General features: G+C 67.8%; 26 protein-coding genes. 17 read left to right on the top strand and 9 right to left on the bottom strand.

Translation table 11 applies throughout. The features are described from left to right. Positions 1 to 11: 11 nt before the first annotated feature. A complete protein-coding gene (locus NN4_RS46780) occupies positions 12 to 3,233 on the bottom strand; it encodes a MinD/ParA family ATP-binding protein (protein ID WP_308633334.1) in 3,222 nt (1,073 codons plus the stop codon). A 393-nt stretch (positions 3,234 to 3,626) separates the two neighbouring features. Here NN4_RS46780 and infA point away from each other — a divergent pair, with 393 nt between their 5' ends. From infA to truA, 8 genes are all read left to right on the top strand, one after another. Beyond that, positions 3,627 to 3,848: a translation initiation factor IF-1 gene (gene infA / locus NN4_RS22945; protein WP_003418601.1), complete on the top strand. Its 222-nt coding sequence runs from the start codon at positions 3,627 to 3,629 to the stop codon at positions 3,846 to 3,848. Between the two features lie 183 nt (positions 3,849 to 4,031). Further along, positions 4,032 to 4,145 (top strand): 50S ribosomal protein L36, encoded by a 114-nt coding sequence (gene rpmJ, locus NN4_RS22940; RefSeq protein ID WP_011207363.1) that lies wholly within the window; start codon positions 4,032 to 4,034, stop codon positions 4,143 to 4,145. Between the two features lie 217 nt (positions 4,146 to 4,362). Further along, entirely contained in the window at positions 4,363 to 4,737 is a 375-nt protein-coding gene (gene rpsM / locus NN4_RS22935; RefSeq protein WP_147134984.1) for a 30S ribosomal protein S13, read from the top strand. A 10-nt stretch (positions 4,738 to 4,747) separates the two neighbouring features. Next, positions 4,748 to 5,161 carry a 30S ribosomal protein S11 gene (rpsK, locus tag NN4_RS22930; protein ID WP_040731638.1) on the top strand — a complete coding sequence of 138 codons (414 nt, stop codon included), beginning with the start codon at positions 4,748 to 4,750 and terminating at the stop codon, positions 5,159 to 5,161. Between the two features lie 22 nt (positions 5,162 to 5,183). Further along, positions 5,184 to 5,789, top strand: coding sequence for a 30S ribosomal protein S4 (rpsD, locus tag NN4_RS22925; protein ID WP_107654203.1), 606 nt, complete (start codon positions 5,184 to 5,186; stop codon positions 5,787 to 5,789). A 102-nt stretch (positions 5,790 to 5,891) separates the two neighbouring features. After that, positions 5,892 to 6,950 carry a DNA-directed RNA polymerase subunit alpha gene (locus NN4_RS22920; protein WP_014981770.1) on the top strand — a complete coding sequence of 353 codons (1,059 nt, stop codon included), beginning with the start codon at positions 5,892 to 5,894 and terminating at the stop codon, positions 6,948 to 6,950. Between the two features lie 52 nt (positions 6,951 to 7,002). Next, positions 7,003 to 7,527: a 50S ribosomal protein L17 gene (gene rplQ / locus NN4_RS22915; protein WP_107654204.1), complete on the top strand. Its 525-nt coding sequence runs from the start codon at positions 7,003 to 7,005 to the stop codon at positions 7,525 to 7,527. A gap of 109 nt (positions 7,528 to 7,636) precedes the next feature. Further along, positions 7,637 to 8,575, top strand: coding sequence for a tRNA pseudouridine(38-40) synthase TruA (gene truA / locus NN4_RS22910; protein WP_371865688.1), 939 nt, complete (start codon positions 7,637 to 7,639; stop codon positions 8,573 to 8,575). Between the two features lie 67 nt (positions 8,576 to 8,642). Here truA and NN4_RS22905 read toward each other — a convergent pair whose 3' ends face one another. Beyond that, positions 8,643 to 9,089 (bottom strand): Hsp20/alpha crystallin family protein, encoded by a 447-nt coding sequence (locus NN4_RS22905; protein WP_147134980.1) that lies wholly within the window; start codon positions 9,087 to 9,089, stop codon positions 8,643 to 8,645. 168 nt (positions 9,090 to 9,257) lie between these two features. On the opposite strand from NN4_RS22905, the gene NN4_RS22900 reads away from it, so the two are divergent. From NN4_RS22900 to NN4_RS22880, 5 genes are all read left to right on the top strand, one after another. Further along, positions 9,258 to 10,082: an LLM class F420-dependent oxidoreductase gene (locus tag NN4_RS22900; protein WP_147134977.1), complete on the top strand. Its 825-nt coding sequence runs from the start codon at positions 9,258 to 9,260 to the stop codon at positions 10,080 to 10,082. 216 nt (positions 10,083 to 10,298) lie between these two features. After that, a complete protein-coding gene (locus NN4_RS22895) occupies positions 10,299 to 11,708 on the top strand; it encodes an MFS transporter (protein WP_147134974.1) in 1,410 nt (469 codons plus the stop codon). A 50-nt stretch (positions 11,709 to 11,758) separates the two neighbouring features. Further along, positions 11,759 to 12,418, top strand: coding sequence for a response regulator transcription factor (locus NN4_RS22890; protein ID WP_135234846.1), 660 nt, complete (start codon positions 11,759 to 11,761; stop codon positions 12,416 to 12,418). A 13-nt stretch (positions 12,419 to 12,431) separates the two neighbouring features. Continuing rightward, positions 12,432 to 13,859 carry a sensor histidine kinase gene (locus NN4_RS22885; RefSeq protein ID WP_147134971.1) on the top strand — a complete coding sequence of 476 codons (1,428 nt, stop codon included), beginning with the start codon at positions 12,432 to 12,434 and terminating at the stop codon, positions 13,857 to 13,859. Between the two features lie 163 nt (positions 13,860 to 14,022). Next, the gene (locus tag NN4_RS22880; protein WP_147135011.1) at positions 14,023 to 14,937 is read left to right on the top strand and encodes a TAXI family TRAP transporter solute-binding subunit; all 915 of its coding nucleotides are present in this window, start codon (positions 14,023 to 14,025) and stop codon (positions 14,935 to 14,937) included. A gap of 103 nt (positions 14,938 to 15,040) precedes the next feature. Here the strand turns inward: NN4_RS22880 and NN4_RS22875 are convergent, their stop codons facing one another. Continuing rightward, entirely contained in the window at positions 15,041 to 15,367 is a 327-nt protein-coding gene (locus NN4_RS22875) for a metal-sensitive transcriptional regulator (protein WP_135234849.1), read from the bottom strand. Positions 15,368 to 15,442: 75 nt separating this feature from the next. After that, the gene (locus tag NN4_RS46640; RefSeq protein ID WP_281289394.1) at positions 15,443 to 15,571 is read right to left on the bottom strand and encodes a hypothetical protein; all 129 of its coding nucleotides are present in this window, start codon (positions 15,569 to 15,571) and stop codon (positions 15,443 to 15,445) included. Between the two features lie 75 nt (positions 15,572 to 15,646). On the opposite strand from NN4_RS46640, the gene NN4_RS22870 reads away from it, so the two are divergent. After that, positions 15,647 to 16,456 carry an S-methyl-5'-thioadenosine phosphorylase gene (locus NN4_RS22870; protein ID WP_107654210.1) on the top strand — a complete coding sequence of 270 codons (810 nt, stop codon included), beginning with the start codon at positions 15,647 to 15,649 and terminating at the stop codon, positions 16,454 to 16,456. A 33-nt stretch (positions 16,457 to 16,489) separates the two neighbouring features. Beyond that, positions 16,490 to 17,503 (top strand): NAD-dependent epimerase/dehydratase family protein, encoded by a 1,014-nt coding sequence (locus tag NN4_RS22865; protein WP_147134968.1) that lies wholly within the window; start codon positions 16,490 to 16,492, stop codon positions 17,501 to 17,503. Positions 17,504 to 17,507: 4 nt separating this feature from the next. Here the strand turns inward: NN4_RS22865 and NN4_RS22860 are convergent, their stop codons facing one another. Then, positions 17,508 to 18,521, bottom strand: coding sequence for a GAF domain-containing protein (locus NN4_RS22860; protein WP_246181023.1), 1,014 nt, complete (start codon positions 18,519 to 18,521; stop codon positions 17,508 to 17,510). A gap of 125 nt (positions 18,522 to 18,646) precedes the next feature. After that, the gene (locus NN4_RS22855) at positions 18,647 to 19,480 is read right to left on the bottom strand and encodes an NAD(P)H-binding protein (RefSeq protein WP_147134961.1); all 834 of its coding nucleotides are present in this window, start codon (positions 19,478 to 19,480) and stop codon (positions 18,647 to 18,649) included. 45 nt (positions 19,481 to 19,525) lie between these two features. Here NN4_RS22855 and NN4_RS22850 point away from each other — a divergent pair, with 45 nt between their 5' ends. Beyond that, the gene (locus tag NN4_RS22850; RefSeq protein WP_147134959.1) at positions 19,526 to 20,086 is read left to right on the top strand and encodes an NADPH-dependent FMN reductase; all 561 of its coding nucleotides are present in this window, start codon (positions 19,526 to 19,528) and stop codon (positions 20,084 to 20,086) included. A 240-nt stretch (positions 20,087 to 20,326) separates the two neighbouring features. Here the strand turns inward: NN4_RS22850 and NN4_RS22845 are convergent, their stop codons facing one another. Both NN4_RS22845 and eccE read right to left on the bottom strand, forming a co-directional pair. Next, a complete protein-coding gene (locus NN4_RS22845) occupies positions 20,327 to 20,578 on the bottom strand; it encodes an HMG-box domain-containing protein (RefSeq protein WP_147134956.1) in 252 nt (83 codons plus the stop codon). Between the two features lie 231 nt (positions 20,579 to 20,809). Next, on the bottom strand, positions 20,810 to 22,462 hold the full coding sequence (gene eccE / locus NN4_RS22840) for a type VII secretion protein EccE (RefSeq protein ID WP_147134953.1): 1,653 nt from the start codon (positions 22,460 to 22,462) through the stop codon (positions 20,810 to 20,812). 111 nt (positions 22,463 to 22,573) lie between these two features. Between eccE and eccB the strand changes: the two genes are divergently transcribed. After that, positions 22,574 to 24,061, top strand: a complete 1,488-nt coding sequence (eccB, locus tag NN4_RS22835) for a type VII secretion protein EccB (RefSeq protein WP_147134950.1) — start codon at positions 22,574 to 22,576, stop codon at positions 24,059 to 24,061. 4 nt (positions 24,062 to 24,065) lie between these two features. On the opposite strand, the gene NN4_RS22830 is transcribed toward eccB, so the two are convergent. Further along, entirely contained in the window at positions 24,066 to 24,866 is an 801-nt protein-coding gene (locus tag NN4_RS22830) for a potassium channel family protein (protein WP_147134947.1), read from the bottom strand. Positions 24,867 to 24,936: the final 70 nt, after the last annotated feature.

The raw sequence follows: 24,936 nt of genomic DNA, 5'->3' as shown, positions 1-24,936 counted from the left end.
ACGGCGGTGTTTCAGGGTTGATAGCGGCGGTGATCGGTGGCGAAATCGTCGGCGATGGTGGCGGCGAGTTCGACGTAGGCGCGCTTGGTGTGTTTGTGCAGGCGGTGCAGATCGATCTCGGCGCCCTCGGACATGTGCGCGTCGAACGGGATGATGTGCACTGCGCGGCAACGGGACAGGAAGTACTCCCGCAGCTGTTGGATGCCGACGTTCGGTGATCCGGCGCGCGGCGAGTTGATCACCACCACCGCGTTGCGGACCAGGTGATCGTGTCCGTGCAGCGACAGCCAGTCCAAAGTCGCTGCGGCACTGCGGGCGCCGTCGATCGCGGGGGAGGAGATGAGCACCAGTGAGTGAGCCAGATCCAGCACGCCCGACATCGCCGAATGCATCAGTCCGGTACCGCAGTCGGTCAGGATGATGTTGTAGAAGCGCTGCAGGATCCGGGCGACCGCACGGTACTCCTCCTCGCTGAACGCCTCCGACGCCGCCGGATCGCGTTCGCTGGCAAGCACTTCCAGGCGACTGGTGGCCTGCGAGGTGTGCCTGCGGACATCGGAGTAGCGCTGGATCGACGGGTCGAGCAGCAGGTCACGCACGGTGGACCTGGTCTGCAGCGGCACCCGCTGCGACAGCGTGCCGAAGTCGGGGTTGGCGTCCACCGCGATCACCCGGTCGCCGCGGATCGAGGCGAAGATCGAGCCGATACCCATGGTGGTGGTGGTCTTTCCGACACCACCCTTCAGGGACAGCGTCGCGATCCGGTAGTCGCCGCGCACGGGTTGGCGGATCCGGGCGACCAACTCCTGCAACCGCAGTTCCTCCGCGGACAATCCAGGATTGATCGCGCCGCCCGACACGTGATGCACGGCCTTACGCCAGCCGCTGCCCGGCGACTTCTTGGCCCGGCGCATCGGCACATCGTCCAGTGATGGCGGCGGACCCGACTGGTATTGCACGCCAGGCTGGTACTGCCCACCGACCGGTCCCGGCGGACGACCCCACTGGCCCGGCGGTTGCGGCGGCGCGGGCGGTGACCCACCCGGCGCCTGGCCACCGACCTGTGGTCCGGCGAATCCGCCTGGCGCACGCGAAGGAACCTCGGGCGCTTGTGGTCCTGGCTGTTCGTTGCCCGGTGCTTGTCCGCCCGCGGACGGTGCTGTCTGGCTCGGGGTTTGGGCTGCTGGTGCGGCTTGGTTGTGCCATGGAACGCCGGGTGCGGGCGGGCCGGGCTGTTCGTTGCCTGGTACTTGTCCGCCTGCGGATGGTGCTGTGTGGCCTGGGGTTTGGGCTGCTGGTGCGGCTTGGTTGTGCCAAGCGACACCGGGTGCGGGCGGTCCCGGCTGCTCACTGACCGGTGCTTGCCCACCGACGGACGGTGCTGTCCGGCTCGGGGTTTGCGCCGCCGGTGCTGCCTGGTTGAGCCACGGGACGCCGGGTGCGGGCGGGCCGGGCTGTTCGCTGCCGGGTGCCTGCCCGCCGACCGACGGTGGCCGACTGACGGATTCGTCTGCCCACACCGGAGCCGCGGCGTTGCGCCACGGCTCGCTCGGTGCCGGTGGCGCGGGCTGCTCACTGCTCGGGGCCTGACCGCCGGTCGCCTGCGGCGGGTATCCGATCGGGCCGCCGGATCCGCTCTGATTCGCCGGCGCGTACGGCCCAACAGGTGGCTGCGGGAGGTCATTCCGGGGCTGCGGCTGTCCGCCGGACCGCTGCGCCGACTCCTCGGGCACACCCGGGAGCCCGTCGATCTCGGCGGGCAGGCGGTGTCGCCCGCTGGCGGACGGCCGGGTTGCTCCGGTGTTGGAAGAGGGCACCCAACCTGGTGCTTGGAGCGAGTTGTCGCGTTGTGGCTGACCGGATTCCGGGCGCTCGGTGCCCGGTGTAGCAGGTTCGGCGGGTCGGGCGGGCAGCGGCGGTAACGCGGTGCCGTTCGCACCTGGTTGCACGGCGGCCGGGCCGCGCTCAGGCCCGCCGACGGTATCGTCGGGTACCGGCTGTCCCGCTGTCGAGGTCGGGCTCGACGGTGCCGAACCCGCAGCCGGCCCACGGCTCGGAAGTTCCTGACCCGGCTGGACGGCGGGAGGTGTCGTCGCACCGGCAACGTTCTCCGCGCCCGGCTGCTCACGATCCGGTGCTTGCGGCGCACGTCCCTGCGGCCCGGTTACGGGCGCCGCCGGGGGAACGACGCTGTCACCGGGCGCGCGGCCTTGATCCAGCGGCCCGGGTCGGGTGGGCGGCGCCGAAGGTGTTGGCGCGCCCGGTCGTTCGGCGGCGTTGTCACCCGGTGCCTGCGGTACCCGGCTCGCGGCAGGCGGTTCTTGCCCGCGTGCCGGTGCGTCCGGTCGTGCCTGTGGTGTCTGTTCGGCGGACGGAGTCGTCGACGAGCCGCCTTGCGCCGGTGGCGGACCGGGCAACGGCGGAGGATCCGGCAGCGGTGGCCGACGCGGCGGTGCGGCCGGTGCGGTCGTCGCCTGCTCGGGCCGCGGTCCGGCCAGCCACGGCGGCGGGCCATCGGGCTCCGGCGGTGCGTAACGCTCCGCGGGGGCCTGCGGCGCATTGGTCGAGGCTTGCGGCGGTGCGTCCGGAATGGCTGAGGATGCCTGCGGCGGCGGATCCGGAAGCGCGGGTGGCGGCGGCAGATCGGGCCGGGTGGGCTGTTGCCGGGTGGTCGGGTCGTTCGAGACGGGCGGCTCGGTGACAGCGCGGCTGCCCAGCGGTTGGAAGGCCGGGGGCGGCGGGCCGGGGTTCCGGGTGGGCAGTCCCTGTGCGGGTCCGCCGGTGCGCTGCGGCGGTGCCTCGGTCCGCGCAGCCGGTGCCTCCGGACGCTGCGCTGGTGCTTCGGTGCGCTGCGCCGGTGCTTCGGTACGTTGCGGCGGACCGGCCTGCCACACGTCATCCGTGCGCGGTTGGACGTAGGCATCCAGCCCGGGCTGACGCCACGGGTCCGCGCGCGGGGTATCGGGCTGCGGCGGCTCCGGCGAACGGGAACCCGCATCGGGTGTGCGACCGTGCGGGCCGGCCTCGGGCTGCTGCTCTTCGGTGGCCGGGGTGTCGTTCTTGTCCCGGCGCCAACCCTTACGCTTCTTCTCTTGACGTCGGCGGCTGGGTCTCTCGTCGATCACATCGTCGGAGGGAAGGTTCTGCACCGGCGCTTCGTAGCCGACCTGTGTGACATCACTCTCGGACAGCCACGGCGGCAGCATGGGGAGGCCGTCATTATTGCGGCTCACGATTCCACCTCGCTAGCGCTCGGTTCCATCGTGCCCGGAGGCGCTGCATGGGAGGTTCGCTCGCTGCGCTCGCTCACGGATCCCCCTAGATCTGCTCGACCCTCTATACCTGGACAGCGGTCAGTTTACGCGACGTCCGGACACCACAGAGGGGCAGGAGGCCAGGGCGCTGCGGCCCTCGATTTCACGCTCTGATCGGGGCGGAAAGAGTACCGGCGGGAGCTACCACCGACACCCATTTTTGCCGGAACCATCCGGTACCGGTAAGCTGGAGCGGCGGTGCACCTATGCGCCGACTGTTTGCATGTCGTCGGTCGGTTTCGGCCGATTGATCCATGTAAGCAGAAACAAGCCAAACAAACCAGGTTGAGCGTAACCGGGATCGCGGAGGACATGGCGAAGAAAGACGGGGCCATCGAGGTCGAGGGTCGAGTTGTCGAGCCGTTGCCCAATGCGATGTTCCGGATCGAGCTCGAGAACGGTCACAAGGTTCTCGCGCACATCAGCGGGAAGATGCGGCAGCACTACATTCGTATCCTCCCCGAGGACCGCGTGGTCGTCGAGCTTTCCCCATACGACCTGTCACGCGGCCGGATCGTCTACCGCTACAAGTAAATCGAATCGGGCGATCTCTCCTCAGCGGAGTGTGCCCGGGTCGATTCACTTCGGTGAGGTGAGAAGTTCGCCTGGCCGTGCAGAACCGTCGCTCGACAGAGCGGCACAACAGACTTCCCCAGCGAAAAGGCTGGGGAAAAACTGTGTTCACACCCGTGTGAACCACAACAAGATTGGACGGACGTGAAGGTTCAGCCGAGCGTCAAGAAGATCTGCGAGAAGTGCAAGGTGATCCGCCGTCACGGTCGGGTCATGGTGATCTGCGACAACCTGCGCCACAAGCAGCGCCAGGGCTGATCAAGCGGGAGGCAACTCCCAGCGATCACCAGCCGGGCACCGATCACTGATCGGCTTGGCCAACTAAAGAAGAACTCCCAGCTCCAGCCGCACGCTGCGGTATTCCGGGTTCGCCCGGAAGGCGTGTGCGCCAACCACCGGTACGGAGGCCGGTGCCCCACCAAGACGAGGGGACGGACAGGGAGCAGACCTCCGCAACAGCTAAGGAACCTGCCACATGGCACGTCTCATGGGCGTTGATCTCCCGCGTGAAAAGCGCATGGAGATCGCGCTGACTTACATCTACGGCATCGGCCGTACCCGCTCCAAGGAGATCCTCGCGGCCACCGGCGTCAGCCCGGACCTGCGCAGCAAGGACCTCAGCGACGATCAGGTGACGCAGCTGCGTGACTACATCGAGACCTCGCCCGAGCTCAAGGTCGAAGGTGACCTGCGCCGCGAGGTGCAGGCCGACATCCGTCGCAAGATCGAGATCGGCTGCTACCAGGGTCTGCGCCACCGTCGTGGGCTGCCCGTGCGTGGTCAGCGCACCAAGACCAACGCGCGCACCCGCAAGGGCCCGAAGCGCACCGTCGCCGGCAAGAAGAAGTAGGGGATAACCGATGCCTCCGAAGTCCAGGGCCTCCGGCCCCAAGAAGACCCAGAAGTCGCGTCGCCGGGAAAAGAAGAACGTCCCGCACGGCCACGCGCACATCAAGAGCACGTTCAACAACACCATCGTGTCGATCACCGACCCGGCCGGAAACGTCATCTCGTGGGCGTCCTCGGGCCACGTCGGCTTCAAGGGTTCGCGCAAGTCGACCCCGTTCGCCGCGCAGCTCGCCGCCGAGAACGCTGCCCGCAAGGCGCAGGAGAACGGCGTCAAGAAGGTCGACGTCTTCGTGAAGGGCCCGGGTTCGGGCCGCGAGACCGCGATCCGTTCGCTGCAGGCCGCGGGCCTCGAGGTCGGCACGATCTCCGACGTCACCCCCCAGCCGCACAACGGCTGCCGTCCGCCCAAGCGTCGTCGCGTCTAGCGGGAAAGGAAAGAGATAAAAAATGGCTCGTTATACAGGCCCCATCACCCGCAAGTCGCGTCGTCTGCGCGTCGACCTCGTCGGCGGCGACCAGGCGTTCGAGCGTCGTCCGTACCCGCCCGGCCAGCACGGCCGCGCGCGGATCAAGGAGAGCGAGTACCTGCTCCAGCTGCAGGAGAAGCAGAAGGCTCGCTTCTCCTACGGCGTCATGGAGAAGCAGTTCCGCCGGTACTACGAAGAGGCCAACCGCCTCAAGGGCAAGACCGGTGACAACCTGCTGCGTCTGCTCGAGTGCCGCCTGGACAACGTCGTGTACCGCGCCGGTCTGGCCCGTACCCGTCGTCAGGCTCGCCAGCTCGTCAGCCACGGCCACTTCCTGGTGAACAACCGGAGCGTCAACGTTCCGAGCTTCCAGGTGACCCAGTACGACATCATCGATGTCAAGGAGAAGTCGCTGGGCACGCTGCCGTTCCAGGTTGCGCGCGAGACCGTCGGCGACCGGCCGGTTCCCGGCTGGCTGCAGGTCATCCCGGGCCGTCTGCGGATCCTGGTGCACCAGCAGCCCGAGCGCGCCCAGATCGATGTGCCGCTCTCGGAACAGCTCATCGTCGAGTACTACTCGAAGTAAACGCTGCTACACGGTGCGTGATCTGCTGCTACCGGCAGATCATGCACAACCCCTAAAACGAGGCGTCAAATAGCGGGCGCCCAAACAGGAGGATGATCCTAAATGCTGATTTCACAGCGTCCGACACTGACCGAAGAGGTCGTTGCCGAGAACCGCTCGAAGTTCACCATCGAACCGCTCGAGCCGGGTTTCGGTTACACCCTGGGCAATTCGCTGCGGCGTACCCTGCTGTCCTCGATTCCGGGGGCCGCGGTCACGAGCATTCGTATCGACGGCGTGCTGCACGAGTTCACCACCGTCCCCGGCGTGAAGGAAGATGTCACCGACATCATCCTGAACCTCAAGGGTCTGGTCGTGTCCTCGGAGGAGGACGAGCCGGTCACGATGTACGTGCGCAAGCAGGGCCCCGGCACCGTCACCGCCGGTGACATCGTGCCGCCGACCGGCGTCGTCGTGCACAACCCGGACATGCACATCGCCACCCTGAACGACAAGGGCAAGCTGGAGATCGAGCTCGTTGTCGAGCGCGGTCGCGGCTACGTCCCCGCCGTGCAGAACAAGGCGTCCGGTGCGGAAATCGGCCGGATCCCGGTGGATTCGATCTACTCGCCGGTGCTCAAGGTGACCTACAAGGTCGAGGCCACCCGTGTCGAACAGCGCACCGACTTCGACCGTCTGATCCTGGACGTGGAGACCAAGAACTCCATCAGCGCACGGGACGCGCTCGCCTCGGCGGGCAAGACCCTGGTCGAGCTCTTCGGCCTGGCCCGTGAGCTCAACGTCGAAGCCGAAGGCATCGAGATCGGCCCTTCGCCGGCCGAGGCGGACCACATCGCCTCGTTCGGTCTGCCGATCGAGGACCTGGACCTCACCGTCCGGTCCTACAACTGCCTCAAGCGCGAGGGTGTGCACACGGTGGGCGAGCTCGTCGCCCGCACCGAGTCGGACCTGCTGGACATCCGCAACTTCGGCCAGAAGTCCATCGACGAGGTGAAGGTCAAGCTGCACGCGCTCGGCCTCTCGCTCAAGGACAGCCCGGCGTCGTTCGATCCTTCGTCTGTGGTGGGTTACGACGCGAGCACCGGAACGTGGAGCGACAGCGGCACGTTCAGTGACACCGACGGTGGCGAGCAGGACTACGCCGAGACCGAACAGCTCTAGGCCAGACGCGGGGTAGGCACCCCGGCCCGGCCTCACACAAGGAGAACCAACAATGCCCAAGCCCAAGAAGGGTGCTCGCTTCGGCGGGTCGGCGTCGCACCAGAAGGCGATCTTCGCCAATCTGGCGACGGCGCTCTTCGAGCACGGTCGAATTTCGACCACCGAGTCCAAGGCCAAGGCACTGCGTCCCTACGCCGAGAAGCTTGTCACCAAGGCGAAGGCAGGCACCCTTGCCGACCGTCGCGAGGTGCTCAAGGTGATCCGCAACAAGGACGTCGTGCACGAGCTCTTCGCCACGATCGGCCCCTCGTTCGAGGGTCGCGAGGGCGGCTACACGCGCATCACCAAGACGCTGCCGCGTAAGGGTGACAATGCGCCGATGGCCATCATCGAGCTGGTCCGGGAGAAGACCGTGACCAACGAGGCCGACCGCGCTCGCCGTGTCGCCTCGTCCAAGAAGACCGAAGAGGCCCCGGCCGCTGAGGTTGTCGAGGACAAGGCCGACGACGCTGTTGCCGAGACCGCTGAGGTCGAGGCTCCGGCTGCCGACGAAAAGGCCACCGAAGACAAGGCCTGAGGATGCCCGACGTTCGCGTCGGAATTTCTGATCGAGCCCGCCGCCCGCTTTCCGCGGGTCGGCGGGTTCGTTCGTTGACCAGGAGATCGAAGTGAGCGCGGAGGACTCGATGCTGTCGGCTAGCTCGTCGTCGAACTCGGCTGGCCCGGAGCAGGTTTCGGCTGTGCCGAGGCAGGATTCGGCCGAGCCGACGCGAGATGCGGCGCCGGTCGACGCGATCGCGCGTCCGGCCACACGGTTCCGGCTCGATATCAGTTACGACGGAACCGATTTCACTGGCTGGGCGCGCCAGCCCGGCCTGCGCACCGTGCAGGGCGTGCTGGAGGAGTCGCTGAGCAAGGTGTTCCGCGAACCGGTGCCGCTGACCGTCGCGGGCCGCACCGACGCCGGCGTGCACGCGGAAGGGCAAGTCGCCCATTTCGATACGACCGCCGAGCTCGACCCGGCCAAGCTGGTGCACCGGATGGCGCGTTTCCTGCCGAAGGATGTGCGGATCAAGGAGGTTCGCCTCGTCCCGCCCGAATTCGACGCGCGCTTCTCGGCGATCCGCAGGCACTACGCGTACCGGCTGACCACCGCCCCCTACGGCGCCGAACCGCTGCAGGCCCGCAGCATCGTGGGCTGCCGCCACGACGTCGATATCGATGCGATGCGCGCGGCGTCTCGAAAGCTCTTGGGCCTGCACAACTTCGCGGCTTTCTGTCGCCGCCGCGAGGGCGCGACGACGGTGCGGGAACTTCAGCGCTTCGACTGGCACCGCGACGGCGACCTGCTCACCGCGTATGTCAGCGCGGATGCCTTCTGCTGGTCCATGGTTCGCAGCCTGGTCGGTGCCGTGCTTGCGGTGGGTGAGGGGCGCCGCACGCCGGATTGGGTCGGCGGGCTGCTGAACGAAACCGAGCGCTCCAGCTCGGTCACCGTGGCTCCCGCGCACGGTCTGAGCCTGATCGCCGTCGACTATCCCGCCGCCGCGGATCTTGCCGCGCGCAACGCGCAGACCAGGGAAGTACGCACCGTGCCGTCGGGCGAAAGTTGTTGCGGGGGCTGAATTCCTGGCGGACGCTGCGCCCGCGCCGCACAACCGGCAGGCGGCTGCGGCGCGGGCGCCGAGTCGTTCAGTTGGACGATCCGGCTTCGATCGTCTTCTGCTGCGCCGATCCGCTGGCGACCTCGATGCGGCGCGGCTTGGCCCGTTCGGCGATCGGAATCGTCACCGACAGCACGCCGTTGTTGTATGTGGCGCTGATCTTTTCGGCGTCGACGTTGTCGCCGAGGCTGATCTGGCGCATGAAATTGCCCGCGAAACGCTCGGAGGCGATCCACTGGACGCCTTCCTCGCTGGGTGCGCTGCGCTGCGCCCGCAGGGTCAGGGTGCCGTTGTCCACGCTCACATCCACCGAGCCGGGATCGACTCCGGGCAGGTCGGCGTGCAGGACATAGTGGTCACCCGCTTTGAACAGATCCATCGGCATGAATCGCGGGGCGCGGGAGGAACCCGCGGTCTCACCGAGCAGCTGGCGCGCGACGGTGTCCATGTCATGGAATGGATCGAACCTCAGCACAGCAATCACCTCCATTTCACCTGTGGCGACGCCTGCCACCGCGGTAGGCGCCGGTAGCTGTGCACCACCAAAGTTAGCACTCTCGAATCGAGAGTGCTAACGATTCGGGGCAGGAATTTTTATGGATCCGGCCGGAATAGGAAGGGCGGCACGGTGGTTCCGCAAAGCATGACAATCGAGGGCCTCGGACGATTCGGTGTGTGGCGGGCGTACAACCTCTTCAGCCCGGAAGACGCGCGGGAGCTGGAGAAATCCGGCTATGGGACGCTCTGGCTGGGTGCGTCGCCGCCCGGTGATCTGTCGACCGTCGAGCCGTTGCTGGCGGCGACGGAGACGATCAACGTGGCTACCAGCATCGTGAACATCTGGGCCGTGCCCGCGAAGGAGGTCGCGGAGTCGTTCCACCGGATCGACGCGCGCTTCCCCGGCCGCTTCCTGCTCGGTATCGGTGCGGGGCACCCGGAGCACACCGGTGAGTACCGTAAGCCCTACGACGCCCTCGTCGAATACCTCGACGTACTGGACGCTTTGGACGTGCCTGCCGAGCGCCGCGCCGTGGCCGCCCTCGGGCCGCGGGTGCTGAAGCTGGCCGCGCAGCGGTCCTTGGGCGCGCTGCCCTATTTCGTGCCGTCCACGCACACCGCGCGGGCCCGGGCGGAGATCGGCCCGGACGCGCTGATCGCGACCGAGCACAAGGTCGTACTGACCGACGACCCGCAGCAGGCGCATGCCGTCGCAGAGGGGACCGTCGGGTTCTACCTGGGCCTGACGAACTACGCCTCGAACCTGCGCAGGCTCGGCTTCACCGACGAGGAACTCACCGACCCCGGCAGCCGGGTCTTCGACGCCGTCATCGCGCACGGCAGCCCGGAGCACGTCGCCGCTGAGCTCACCGCGCACCTGGACGCCGGTGGCAACCATGTTGCGGTGCAGGTCCTGAACGAGGACTACCTCGCTGGGCTGCGCACGCTGGCACCGCTGCTGAACGGCTGAGCCGGCACAGCCGCAAAAGTTCTGCATCGCACCTCGCGCAAGGCAACAACCTTGTGCGAGGTGCTTTTACGTGAAGGTCTCCACCGCCTAGATCGGGGAGAGCCCTGACACTCCTAAGGGACTGTTAGGAAGGGGCTCTGGGCATTCCCTTGCCGCTGTGACAGCAGACACACTCGGTCTCGGCTGACGCGCTGACGCGTCGAAGAAGGAGATCTTGTGACTACGACAAAGCCCGTGGGCGAGCGGCGGGTCGTCGCGAACGTGCTGCGCGGATCCATCGGCAACCTCGTCGAGTGGTACGACTGGTACGTCTACGCCGCGTTCAGCATCTATTTCGCGAAAACGTTCTTCCCGTCCGGTGATCCGACCGCGCAGCTGCTGTCCACCGCCGCGGTGTTCGCCGTCGGCTTCCTGATGCGCCCGCTCGGCGGCTGGCTGCTCGGCCGCTACGCCGACAAGTACGGACGGCGTTCCGCGCTGACCCTGTCGGTGACGGTGATGGCGAGCGGCTCGCTGCTGATCGCGGTGACCCCCGGCTACCAGACGATCGGCATCGCGGCGCCGGTCCTGTTGCTGCTGGCGCGACTGCTGCAAGGCCTCTCGGTCGGCGGCGAATACGCCACCAGCGCAACGTATCTGTCCGAGGTGGCCTCGGCGGGCAAGCGCGGGTTCTACTCGAGCTTCCAGTACGTGACGCTGGTGGCCGGCCAGCTGGTCGCCTTGGGCGTGCAGATCATCCTGCAGCAATTCCTCGACAAGGCCCAGATGTACGACTGGGGCTGGCGCATCCCGTTCGTCATCGGCGCGGCCGCCGCGCTCATCGTGATGTGGCTGCGGCGCAGCATGGACGAGTCCGCGCAGTTCGAAGCGGCGGCGGCCGAGTCGGTTCCGCTGGTGAACAGCGTGGGCGACGCGGTCACAGCGTCGAGCACCGCGCCGCGCGGCTCGCTGCGGATGCTGATGCAGTACCCCCGCGAATGTCTGCTGGTGGTCGGCTTGACCCTCGGCGGGACCGTGGCTTTCTACACGTACACGACGTACATGCAGAAGTACATGAAGCTGAGCGTCGGCATCCCCGAGGAGACCGGCTCCTGGATCAACTTCTTCGCCCTGCTCGCGTTCGTGGTGTTGCAGCCCTTGGCGGGTGCGTTGTCCGACCGGATCGGGCGGCGCAAGCTGCTCATCTTCTTCGGCGTCGCGGGCACGCTGCTCACCGTGCCGATCATGACGGTGCTCGGGCAGACCAAGAACCCGATCGGCGCGTGGGCACTGATGATGGGCGCGCTGGTGATCGTCACCGGCTACACCTCGATCAACGCCATCGTGAAGGCGGAGCTGTTCCCGACCAAGATCCGCGCGCTCGGCGTCGGCCTGCCGTACGCGCTGACCGTCGCGATCTTCGGCGGCACCGCCGAAACGATCGCCTTGACGCTGAAGAAGGCGGGCCACGAGTCGGTCTACTTCTGGTACGTCGCGGGGTGCATCGCCATCTCGCTGCTCACCTACCTGTTCATGCGGGAGACCTCGGCCTCCTCGACCATCGAAGCCGAACAGGCCGCCGCCGACGCCGTAACTGGGACCGGTGTCGGGACGGCCGAGCCGGAACGTCGGCTCACCACTGCGTGACCGACGGCCCGGCGCACGCGCCGATTCGCCCAGCGTGGGAAGATCGGCGCGTGCGGCTTGCGGTGGTCGAAGATGACGACGGCGTCGGTGACGCGCTGGTCGAGGCGCTGAACGCCCGTGGTTACCGGGCGGAGCGCAAACGGCGCGGCGCGGACATTCTGATGGCGCACCGCGGTTACGACGCGATCATTCTCGACCTCGGGCTGCCCGACGGGGACGGGTTGCAGGTGCTGCGGCAGTTGCGTGAGGTGAGTCAGGTGCCGGTGCTCATCCTGACGGCGCGCAGCGACGAACGTTCGATCGTGCGCGGGTTGCGCGGCGGCGCCGACGACTATCTGGTGAAGCCGCCGCGGATCGCGGAATTGATGGCGCGGCTGGAAACGGTCACCCGGCGGGCGGCCGCCGCGGCGCAACCGGCGCAGGCGGTGGTGGTCACCGGTGACGTGCGGGTGGATCTGCAGGCGCGCCTGGTCGAGGTGGCCGGTGCGCCGATCACGTTGACGCAGAAGGAATTCGAGCTGGTGCAGGCGCTGGTGGAGCGGCCGGGCGCCGCGGTGAGCCGCCAGCAGCTGATGGACCGGATCTGGGGGGACGCGTTCGTCGCGGTGTCCCGGTCGCTCGACGTGCACATGACCGGGTTGCGCGCCAAGCTGAATCGGCCGGGACTGATCACCACCATTCGCGGCTACGGGTATCGGTGGGGGCAATGACCGGGGGCAGGCCATGCGGCGCCGCCTACTCATCGCGCTGACCGTGTTCGCCGCGATCGCGGTGCTGGCGTTCGCCGTGCCGCTGTCGTTGACGGTGGCGACGAGCCGGACCCAGCAGCTGGTGCTCGCCCGGTCCGGCGACGCCGACCGGTTCGCGAATCTCGCCGCGGCCGCCTCGACCTCGGGGGATAGCCGGGCGCTGTCCGACGAGGTCGGCCGTTATCACGAGCTGTACGGCGAAAACGTGCTGGTGGTCGACGCGAAAGGGGCGACGACCGCCAACGGCGGCGCGAGCATCGACGACCCGGAGATCGGTGCCGCGGTGGCGGCGGCGCGGCGCAATCAGCGTCCGCACGCGGTGGCTCAACTGACCCCATGGGGTGCGCCGACCATGCTGGTCGCGCGCCCCGTCGGCACCGGGGTACAGGTGAGCGGCGCCGTGGTGATCCAGGCGTCCACCGCGCGTGCCCGCGCCGACATCGCCCGCACCTGGGCGTTGATCGTGCTCGGCGGTGTGATCGCGATGGCGCTGTTCACCTTGCTCGCACTGACTTTGAGCCGCTGGGTGCTGCGGCCGCTCGGGGCGCTCTCGCACGCCGTCGCCGATCTCACCGCGACACTGCCCAAGCCGCGGGCCGAGACGGTCGCCGCCAAGCATCCGGCGTCGATCGCCACGCATCACGGCGGTCCTCCCGAAATGCGTGCTGTCGCCGAATCTTTCGACGCAATGGCGCTGGCCGTCGCCGATTCGGTGGACGCGCAACGTCAACTGGTCGCCGACACCGCGCACGCCATGCGGAACCCGCTGGCCGCGTTGACGATTCGACTTGACTCGCTCGAGCCCGCGGTACCGGACAAGGCGGCGAACACCTTTCGCAGCGCCGCGGCCGAGGTCGAGCGGCTGACCGCGCTGCTCGACGGCCTGCTCACCCTCGCCGTCGCCGAAACACCCGCCGGCTTCGACGCGGCCAGGCTCGCTGCGGACGAGAACCATTGCGACGCGGTCCAGGTGGTCGCCGACCGCTTCGACGCGTGGTACTCGGCGTACGACGCGGCGGGGCAGGAACTGCGGATCGGTCCGTCGATCGAGCACGCCGACGTCGCGGTCTCCGCCGACGCGCTCGCCCAGATTCTCGATGTGCCACTGAGCAATTCGTGCCGCTACGCGGGATCCGGTGCACGGACGGTGCTCACCGTCGCGGGCGAACCCGGCTGGGTCACCCTCACCGTCCACGACGACGGCGTCGGTGTGCCCGCCGACGAGATCGACCGGCTCACCACCCGCTTCTTCCGCGGCTCGACCGCCGTCAGCGGCGGCTCCGGCCTCGGCCTGCCCATCGCCGCCGCCCTCGCGCAAGCTTGTGGTGGGACCCTCACCGTCGAAGCGGTCCACCCGCACGGACTGGCCGTCCACATCCGGCTGCCGGCGGAGCGGCCATGACGATGCACCGGAACTGGTTGATGCGGGGGATATTCGGTGTGCTGCCGGCTCGGTGCCGCAGTCCGTATGCGGCTGCTTTCGGCGAAGCGCGCCTAACCGAACGCCGGAACCGGCGACCGATGCTCGGCACGGTGGACGAGTACCGAACATCGGTGGCGCCATGATGACGATGGGACGGCGGGGATTTCTGGCGCTGACCGGCGTGGCCGCGGTGGGCATCGCTGGGTGCGGACCGAGTGCGGGCGGGCCGGTCGTGCGGTTGGCCTCGGGCGAGGTGGGCGGGTTCTATTACGCCTTCGCGGGGTTGCTCGCCGCCGCTGCCGCGCAGGAAGGCGACGTGCGGATCGAGCGGGTGACCACGTCGGGGTCGCAGGAGAACTTGGCGATGCTGGCGCGCGGGCAGGTGGATGCCGCGCTGGCACTGTCGGATTCGGTGGGGGATACGACCGATCGGGTGCTGGCGCTCGGCCGGGTGTACGAGAACTACCTGCAGCTCGTGGTGCGGTCGGACAGTGTGATCGGCAGCGTCGCGCAGTTGCGTGGCGCCCGGGTGAATCTCGGTGCCGACGGGTCCGGCGCGGCGTTGACCGGTGACCGGATCCTGCGAGTGGCCGGGCTGAATCCCGAAGGGGACGTGCAGGTTTCGCATCGGCCGCTGCGGACGGCGATGGCCGAGCTGGCAGCGGGGGAAGTGGACGCGTTGCTGTGGGCCGGTGGTGTGCCGACGAGCGTGCTCGAGATCCCGGCGCGCATGCGGCTTGTCGACATGGGGGACTTGGCCGTGCCTATGCGTGAACGGTTCGGACCGGTGTACGACCGGGTGGAGATCCCCGCCGACGCCTACCCCGGGGGCGTCGCCGTGCACACCATCGGCGTGGCGAACCTGCTGCTAGCCGCCGCGTCCATGCCCGAGGATGTCGCCGCGTCGATCGTCGAACTCCTGGTGTACCAGGCTGATTCGCTGGTGCCCACCGAAGCGGCAGGCACACAATTCCTGGACGGTCGTTCCCTCATCGGCACTGCCCCGATCCCGCTACACCCCGGCGCCGCCGACGTCTATCGCCGCTGGCACGGCTAGCCTCCCGGCAGCAGGGTTGCCGCCGCAACGTCTGGTCGCGGAACCAGCGGCCGCAGCTCTCGCGCAGGGCTCGCTTACGGTTCGACGGTTCAGCGAGGGGGTGTCAGGACCGGACCAGCCGAGCGATGGCGTCGGTGGCCTCTTTGATCTTTGCTTCCGCCTCCGGGCCGCCCGCCACCGCGGCGTCGACCACGCAGTGACTGATGTGATCCTCGAGCAGTCCCATCGCCACCGCCTGCAGTGCCTTGGTCATCGCGGAGACCTGGGTGAGGATGTCGATGCAGTACTTCTCCTCCTCGACCATGCGCTGCAGTCCGCGCGACTGGCCCTCGATCCGGCGCAGTCGCTTGAGGTAGTCGTCCTTCGCGGTGATGTAGCCGTGCGCGGCGTGATCGTGCGCGGCGTGGTCCTGGGGGCTGGATGTCACCATGTCTCCTCGCTGGCTGCCGGTCTACGGTCGAACCGGATTCATACCCCCCTAGGGTACAGTTTTCCGCCCGACTTGTCAGGTCAGCGCCTGTTCCACGGGGTCACGCGGCCGAGCAGCGACCCGATCCTCGGCTCCACCACGCGCCAGCGCGATACCGCAGACCGCGAGCACCCCGCCCGCCATCATGGCCGAGTCCACCGACAAGGCTCTACCTGGCGTGCGCTCGGAGTTGCGGTACCCGTTGATCGGCGGACGTCTCGGGGACGGGAGAATCGGGGCATGAGTTCGCATGCCAGGCCTGCGCTCGCCGTCATCGGCGGCAGCGGCTTCTACGATTTCTTCGACAACGAGGCGACGCACGTCGAGGTAGAAACCCCGTACGGGGCGCCGAGTGCGCCGGTTGCGATCGGCGAGGTGCAGGGGCGGCCGGTCGCCTTCCTGCCGCGGCACGGCAAGAGTCACGAGTTCGCTCCGCACACCCTGCCGTACCAGGCGAACATGTGGGCGTTGCGTTCACTCGGGGTGCGGCGGGTGTTCGCGCCCTGCGCTGTGGGCAGCCTGCGCGGGGACTGGGGTCCCGGCACGGTGGCGGTGCCGGACCAGTTGGTGGACCGGACCTCGGGCCGTCCGCAGACTTATTTCGACGGCGGTGGCGTGCACGTCTCCTTCGCCGACCCGTACTGCGATGACCTTCGTACCGCGACGATCAAATCCGCCGACGATGTGCTGCCGATGAAGGGCGCGGGCACGATGGTCGTCGTCCAAGGCCCCCGATTTTCCACCAGGGCGGAGAGTCGCTGGTTCGCCGGGCAGGGCTGGGACCTGGTGAACATGACCGGTCACCCCGAGGCCGTGCTCGCCCGAGAACTCGAGATGTGCTACGCCGCAGTCGCTTTGGTGACCGATCTGGATGCGGGCCTGGAGGAGGGTACCGGCGTGCACGCGGTCGATGTGTTCGCCGAGTTCAAGCGCAACCTGGTGCCGTTCAAGGACCTGATCCGCCGCTCGGTGGCCGCGGTCACCGAGACCGACACCTGCGATCGGTGCCGCGTTCATACCGGAGTGTCGCTCCCGTTCGAGTTACCCTGACCCATGCGGGGGTGCCGAACAAGGGTGCGGTGAATGAGAGTGCTGGTCACCGGCGCGGCCGGTTTCCTCGGAACACACGTGTGCAAGGCCGTGTCTTCCGCAGGTCATGAAGTAGTCGGCATCGATCTGATGCTCGACACCGTGCACGGGCCGGACGCGCAGCCGCCGGACGGTGTTTCGCGGGTCGATGTGCGCGACGCCGACGCGCTCGCGCCGCTGCTCGCGGGCATCGACGTCGTCTGCCATCTCGCCGCGGTCACCGCGGGCGCCGGTCCGGCCGAATTCGCGACACACAACGATCTGGGCACCGCCGCGTTACTCGGCGCCATGGAGCGGGCGAAGGTGCGCCGCCTGGTGCTCGCGTCATCGATCAGCGTGTACGGCGAGGGCCGCTACCGCAGCGTGCGCGGCGGGCCGTTCTTCCCCGGGCTGCGCAGGCGCGCGGATCTGGATCGGGGCATGTTCGACCATCGGGCTCCGCGCACCGGCGACGTGCTGACCTGGGAGCCGGTGGGGGAGGACGCGCCGCTGCGCCCGCGCGGCAGCTACGGCGCGAGCAAGGTGGCGCAGGAAAACTATGCCTTCGCTTGGGGTTTGCAGGTCGGTGGCGCGGTGACCGCGCTGCGGATGCATCAGGTCTACGGTGTAGGCGCGCGGGCCGGGATGGTGGGTCAGGTGCGGGCCGCGCTGGATGAGGGGCGGGCGCCGCATGTGTTCGAGGATGGCGGGCAGGTCCGGGATTTCGTGCACGTGCGCGATGCCGCGGTGGCCGTGCTCGCGGCGGTCGAGCGGGCGCTGCCCGGGTTCGTTCCACTGAATATCGCGTCCGGGCGGCCGATCACGTTGTGGGAGGTCGCCTCGATCATGGCGAAGGCGTGTGGTGGTCCCGCGCCCGTGGTGACCGGGCAATACCGGATCGGCGATGTCCGTCATTTCGTCGCCGATCCCGAACGGGCCAGGCGCACATTGGGTTTCAGTGCGGTGGTCGCGCCGCAGCAAGGCTTGGCCGAGTTCGTGGCTGTGCCTGCGGAGGCCGCGGCAGGCTGACAGGTCACGGGGTTGCGGGCGGTTGGTCAGTGGCCGACGGTTCCTCCGGTTGCGGGTCGTCGATGATTTCCAGCTGAACCAAGGCGAATTCGGGCACCCGCGCGCCCGTCGTTCCACCGGGCAGCGGTGAGGCCTCCAGGTCGGCGACGAGCCAGTCGCCGGTATCGGTGGCCATCCGCACCGCCGCCAGCGTGACCCGCTCGGCACCGGAGCGGATGTCGTTGCGGGCGCAGACTATTCGGTCCCGATCGGCGGGGTGTGGCACGGTGCGCTCGTCGGTGCCGCGGCCCCAGCGCAACCCGGGCACCGGCTCGGTGACCCAGCGGATCAGCCGCACCTGGGCCAGGTCGACGATGGCGAGGTAGAGGTTCGGCTGTGCGCCGCGCAGTAGGTCCAGGGTCGCTGCCTCGAACGATTTACGCTGGGGCGCAACACTATCGGTGACATCGACGGCCAGACCCAGCCAGCGGTACCGGTTCTCGTCGGGGTTACGCGCGGCGAGCAGCAGCGTGCGCGGACCGGTCCGCGCACGCACGGTCGCGGTGTCGAGCCACCGGTCGCCGGGTGTCGATCTGGCCAGCGTGGCTACGAGATCGAGTGCGCCGTCGAAACGTTCGATCAGCTCGAAGGATTCGGCACCGATCCAGACGATGCGGCCGTCCTCGAAATGCGGCCCGAGGTCGTAGGGGAGGGCTTCGATCCGCCGGGCTCGCGCGTCGACCCCGAACGCGGCGACGCCGACCGGCGGTGGCGGATCGCCCGTGCCCACCCACAGCCGGACGGCATGGACCCGTTCGTCGGGCCCGTGCAGGGGCACCACCACGATGCGCTGGCCTGACCAGTCGTGCCGGGACTGCGGCAGCTGCTGGTCGACGACCGTGCCGCTGGTGTAGGCGGTGGCGATGAGGGGTTGTAATCGGGTGGAAACGGCGCGCTGGAACGACTTCCATTCCCGGGGCGCCGTACCGACCGCGAGCAGCGACCAGGTGTCGACGTGTCCGAGCGTTTCGATGAGCAACCAGCGCCCGAGTATCACAAATCCCCCCTCCCGAGTCGAACCCTATGCCACGGTCAGGCTGATAGCCAGTGCATATCGTGCCTGACTCGCCGAGGCCGACCGTGGACAGGGTCCGCTTACCCGCCTCAGCCGGTGAAGGCGGCGGCGTGCGCCTGCGCCCACTGTTCGAAGGTGCGTGGCGCGCGTCCGGTGACTTCCTGCACGGTGGGGTGCAGCGTCGCCTCGTCCAGGGTGCCGCCGGCGAAGAAGCTCAGGAAGGCCTCGACGTAGTGCTGCGGCATGGTCGCGCTGAGTTCCGCCCTGGTCTCCTCGGTGCTCAGGCCCTGCGCGACCAGCGGCCGGTCCAAAGTCGCGGCGAGAATGGCGATCTGGTCGGCGGGCAGCAGGGCCTGCGGGCCGGTCAGTTCGAGCGTCCGGCCGTCGAGGTGGTCGCCGGTGAGTGCCAGGGCGGCGACGGCGGCGATGTCGGCGGGGTCGATCGCGCCGAACCGGACCTCGGGGAACTGCACCCGCACCACGTCACCGGCCGCGAGTTGCGGCAGCCAGCGCAGTGCGTTCGACATGAACGAGCGCGGCCGCAGAAACGTCCAGGCCAGTTCGGATTCGCGCACCGCCCGCTCGGACAGCGTCATGTAGCGGGAGACGGCGTTGTCCAGATCCTGCAGTGCCGCCGAGGCGCTCGACAGCAGCACGACCCGTTGCACCCCGGCCTTTTTCGCGCGGTCCAGCAGGTCGGCCTGGTTGTCGTAGCCGGGCAGCAGGAACAGCGCGCGCACCTCGTCGAGGGCGTCGACCATGGTCTCCGGCCGGTTCAGATCGCCGGTCACCGCCTCGACGCCCGCGGGCAGCGTGGCCGTCGCCGGATCGCGCACCAGCGCGCGCACCGGCGCGCCGGACTCGCTCAGCGCCGTCACCACCTCGCCACCGATGTTTCCGGTAGCGCCGGTTACCAAGATCATTTTCTTCTTCCTTTCGGCCCGCCCCGCGCGCGTTAAGCTCACGCGATGGACACTCCGTTGCGGCTCGAGGTCATCGTGGCCAGCGTGCGTCCGGAGCGGTTCGCTCCGGTGGTCGCCGACTGGTTCCTGGGCACACTACGCGCGCATGACGAGTTCGACACGGGCGTCATAGATCTCGCGGACACCCCGCTGCCGACCAGCCTCACCGAGACCCCCGAGGTCGCCGACTACCGGGCCAGGCTGGCCGCCGCGGACGCCTTCGTCGCGATCACCTCCGAGTACAACCACGGGTACCCGGCTTCGCTGAAGACCGCGTTCGACACGGCGAAACATGAATGGCGCGCCAAGCCGATCGGTTTCGTCTCCTACGGCGGGCTCTCCGGCGGCCTGCGAGCCGTGGAGCAATTACGTCAGGTGGTGGCTGAGATCCACATGGTCTCGATCCGCGAAACCGTCAGCTTCCACCAGGCCAAGAAGCAGTTCGACGCCGCCGGAGAAACGCAGGACGGTGCGGCCATCGACGCCGCCGCTCGTATGCTCCGCCAGTTGTCCTGGTGGGCAAGAACTTTGCGGGTGGCACGGAACGTCGACCCCTACCCGGGCTGATCACCGCAGTTGCGCGCCGGCTCGCCTGCCGCGCACGAAGTTCTTGGCAATCTGAGGCGTGCCGCGCCAGAACGTGGAGCAGTAGGTCGAGTGCCGGTGCGAACTGGTACGCATTCGCCGCGCCAATGTGCCTGCCGTGCAACAAGTAACGCGCCGCGCACGAAATCGTGCACGGCGCGTCACCAGGTGCGCTACGTCAGCATGCGCTCGCCACCGCTGCGCCGCGGTGTGCGCCCGTGACTACCAGCGCGCCATATGTACGTACTCGAATCGATCTTTGTCTGGCTGCTGGTTATAGCATCGGCTGATATTCGGATGCTGCGCCTTGAGCTCTTTACGTGCACTCTCGCAATCTCGCGCGGTCTTGCAGACGACCGCGGAATTCGCGATAGTGCAGCTCGACGGAATCGCGTTCGCTACACCAGGATTCAGCGCCGCCGAAGCGATGCCGGCGGCCAGCAGCGATGCAAACGCATAGATCGAAAACTTCATGAATGAATCCTCCCCAGAACTCCCCATTGGGGCGGCTCCAACCGAGCCGCCTATCTGGACGCTAGTTTGCCGATCTCTTGCCGTCAACTCTTGCCGTCGATGCAGTATTTACCCGCGGGGCTGATTCATCCCCTGAATTGGCTTGCGCACAAGGGAATTTGCGCGACTCGTCGGGGCTGGCTCCCGACCTGTCGATGGTGCGGTACGCGGCGAAACAGGAGATGCGCGGCGTTAGCCCGTGGCACCGACCGGTGCGCCGCGACGCCCGCGCGGGTGGCCGATGTAGGTGGCTTCGCGAGGGATGGAGACCAGGGTGAGGTCGACCTGCGCCGTGCCGGTGCGCAGGATGACGTGGTTGCCGATCGCCGCGGGCTGGTGGATGGACAGGTCGGGGCGGGTGGCGGGCCAGCCCATCGGGTCGCCGGTGACGTAGATGGTGGTGACACCCGCGTGCGGGGCTGGCGCGAGGACGCCGTCCACCACGGTCGCGGTGAAACCCGCGTCGGACTGGTGAGTTTCGACCGCGAGGGTCAGGCGCTCCGGATTGCCGATGGTGGTGACCAGGTTCTCCCAGGCATGCGCCCGGTCGGTGCGGATCAGAATACGTTCGCCGACCGCGAGCGCGCGGAACACCAATTGCTGTGCGAGATAAAGCTCCCCGGCCACATAGACGGTCGAGATGCCCGCGCCGACGATGCGGACCGCGACGCCGTTGCCTTCGTCGTCGGAGCCGATCAGCTGACCGCAACCCGAGGACGGTAGGTGCAACGCGTCGATCACGTCGATCGGGTATTCGCTCATCGGGACGGTGGCGTCCACGCCCGGAACCGCGAGCGGCAGGTGCGCGAGCAGCCCGTCGCGATGCCGGCCGTTCATCGACACCATGCCCGCGAGTTTGTAGCGCTCCGGCAGTTCCCGCGCGGTCAGCCGCCATGCCGCACCGATGCTCACCGACTCCGCCGAGCTTCCCGGCCGCAGCCGCACCGCCACCGTGGTGCCGCGCGAGGGCGCCACCCACAGCTGGGCGAGCAGATCCGAACCGAGTCGCTTCGGGTCGACGGCCATGCCGATGTTCACGCTGTTGCCGATTTCGGCGTAACGCCACCGATGTTCGAGGGTGCGCGGATCGAAACCGCTGGTGATCTGCAGGACCGCCTTGCGGATTTCCGGTGCGGTCAGGATGCGGGCGTTGCAGTCGGCGTCTTCGAGCGTGCGCATGATGCGCTGGGTCGCGATGGTGACCGCGCGCGACGCGCCCTCCGCACCGCCGCCGCGCCGGGCCGCCGCCTCCGGGCACGCGACCGCGTCGAAGCTGATCGCCAGCCAGACGGTGCGATGCGCGGTCGCGGGCAGCGGCCCGAGCAGCGATTCGTAGATCTTCCCCGCGGGGGTGCCCGATCGGCTGCGGTGCCCGTGGCTGACGATGTCGATGCCGCTGAGCAGGATGTCGTGCTGATTCAGGCATTTCGCCAGTTCCGGCAGCGGCAGCAGGTGCGAGGCGTGCACGGTGTTGCGGGCGATCCGGGTCAGCCCACCGGGCGGGGCGAGCACCTCGACGACCGTCACGACTCGGCTGCCGTCCCAGTACAGCCCGAGCGAACGTCCGTCGGCGCCGCGGAAGTCGACGGTCTGGCCGATCGTGTAGTCCCGCTTGGTGAGGTAGCGCCACCAGGTGGCGATCCAATCGAGCACGGTGCGCTTGGCGATCGGGATCAGTGGAATCAGTGCGACGACGATGCCCACCCCGAGGGCAATCAGCGGTTGCAGTCCGGCAATCAACGCGACCGCCCCCGCGATGAAGCCGATCACCTGCGCAATCAACAGATTCTGCAGCGAGATTCGGCCAAGGAGCGGCCGTGGTCCCGCCCCGGCAGGTTCCGCCATCGTCGTCCCCCAAGTACCCGGTGTCGGCCCATAATAGTGGGCGAGCTGAACAAGAGTCCTCGGGAACTGTACTGTGTTGCGCGAATGTGAGCACTGTTCGGGGGAGGAATAATGCCTTCAAAACCCACCACTCGGTGGCAGGTGAGCGGCTACCGCTTTCTGGTTCGCCGGATGGAGCATGCGCTGGTCCGCCGGGACGTGCGGATGCTGCACGACCCGATGCGTTCGCAGTCGCGGGCCTACGCGGTCGGCCTCGTCTTGGCGATCGTCGTATTGGCAGGTTGCGGCGTCCTCGCACTGCTGCGACCGCAAGCCAAGATCGACAACAGCAAGATCCTGATCGCCAAGGAGTCCGGCGGCGTCTACGTGGTGATCGGCGATGTCGTGCACCCGACCCTCAACCTGGCCTCGGCCCGGCTGGCCGCCGGTGACGCGTCCAAGCCTGCGGTCGTCAAGGATTCCGAGCTGGGCAAGAAGCCGCGCGGCCAGCTCATCGGCATCCCCGGTGCGCCTGGTTCGCTGATCTTCGACAAAGCAGGAAAAGGGCGGGCCTGGACCGTCTGTGATTCGTTGAAGGCAGACGGCAGCGACGACCGCAGCACGTCGGTGTTGATCGGCGACCTCGAACTCGGCGACAAAGCAGCGGAAATGGGGAACGACAAGGCGCTGCTGGTCAAGGGCAAGAGCGCGACCTACCTCGTGTGGAACAAGACGCGTGCCCGGGTCGACATGAACGACCCGTCCGTCACCGGACCACTGAAGATCCGCGGTGCAACGCCGCGACCTATCAGCGAGGGCCTGCTGAATTCCATTCCCGAAGTGAATCCGATCGTGCCGCCGAAAATCGACGATCCGGGTGGGCAGCCCGACGGGTACTCGATCAACAATCTGAAGATCGGCACCGTTGTTCAACTCGGAGGTAAAGCTGATCAGAATTACGTGATCCTGCGCGACGGACTGCAGCAGATCAATCCACTGACCGCCGAAATTATCCGCAGTTCGCAGCCGAATCCGGGCCACAACACGGCAATCGGCGATTTCGAGGCCAACCAAACGCGCCCGTCGAAGGCGCTGAAGGTGGACACGTACCCGGCTGCCGCGCCGACGATCGTCCAGGCCAATTCCCGTCCGGTCAGTTGCTTGTCGTGGAAGCCGATCCCCGGCGCGGCGGGTAATGCCGATGTCGCCGTGCGCGCGACCCTGTCGGTGATCGACGCCAGCGATCTGCCGATGTCGAGCAAAGCCCAGCTGGTACCGCTCGCCCAGGCCGACGGCAAGGGTGACAACGTCGACTCCGTTTACTTCAAGCCCGGCTCGGGCGCCTTCGTGCAAACCACCGGCATCGAACCGGACAGCCGCCGCAAGGACAGCATGTTCTACGTGTCCGACACCGGTGTTCGCTACGGCATCAAGAACAACGATGCGGCGAAAGCGCTTGGTATGGACCCGGAATCGGGCGTTACGCCGGAACCCGCGCCATGGCCGATCGTGGGTCTACTCGCCGGCGGGCCGACGATGGGTCGCGAGGAAGCCATGGTCGCCCACGACGGTGTAGCCCCTGATCCGAACCCGGCCAAGCAACCCGTCGCCGCCAAATAGTCGGCTAACGGCCGTCCGCGACAACCGTATTCGAGCCGTCGGAGTTGTTCTGCAACGCGGCAACTTCGGCGCGCAACGAACGGAGCTCCTCGACCAACACACCGATCTCCCGATCCGTGCGGTCGGCGGTCTCCTCGACGGTCTTCAGCTGATCGATCACCCAGCTGGTCGTGGTGCCGATGGCGAAGGAGATCAGGCCGATGCCGAAGGTCATCAGCACCAGGGAGATCAGTCGACCTTCCACGGTGACTGGGTAGACGTCGCCGTAACCGACCGTGGTGACCGAGACCGCCGACCACCACAGCGCGTCACCGAAGCTCAGCACCTTGCTGCCTTCCGCGCCGTACTCGGCGTCGAAGAAGGCCAGGCTGCACAGGAACAGCACCAGTATCGAGCTGGTTCCGACGAACACCGACAGGCGAGACCGCTGAGTCAGCGATTGCCGGTTCAGGGTGCCGAGCACCAGCACCGCCGCTCGCACCAGCCGTAGCGGGCGAAACGGCGGAATCAGCACGATCAGCAACTCCATGGGATGGTTGCGCAGGAACTCCCACCGTCGAGTGGACAACGCGAATCGCGTCCCGAAGTCGATCGCGAACAAAGCCCAGATCGCAATGTCGACCCGGCTGAGCCACGCGTCCAGCTGTGGCGAGGCGCCGGTATCCAGCACATACCAGGCGTAGACGGCGAGAAACAGCACGGCGAGCAGCATCATCGGCACGCCGGTGGCCTGCTCCCACGCCTCGCGCCGGCTCAACCCCTCGGTATCGGGCGTGCCGTCGGCTGCTTGTTCTTGCTGCTTCATGGGGACTACCTGCATTGATCGGATCCGGCACCTTATGTACCGCAGTTCGCTGTGCAGACGCTACATGCCC

Source organism: Nocardia ninae NBRC 108245 (assembly GCF_007990755.1).
GTDB lineage: Bacteria > Actinomycetota > Actinomycetes > Mycobacteriales > Mycobacteriaceae > Nocardia > Nocardia ninae.
Note: the sequence above shows the minus strand (reverse complement) of the source record. Positions and strands in the feature narration are given on the sequence as shown.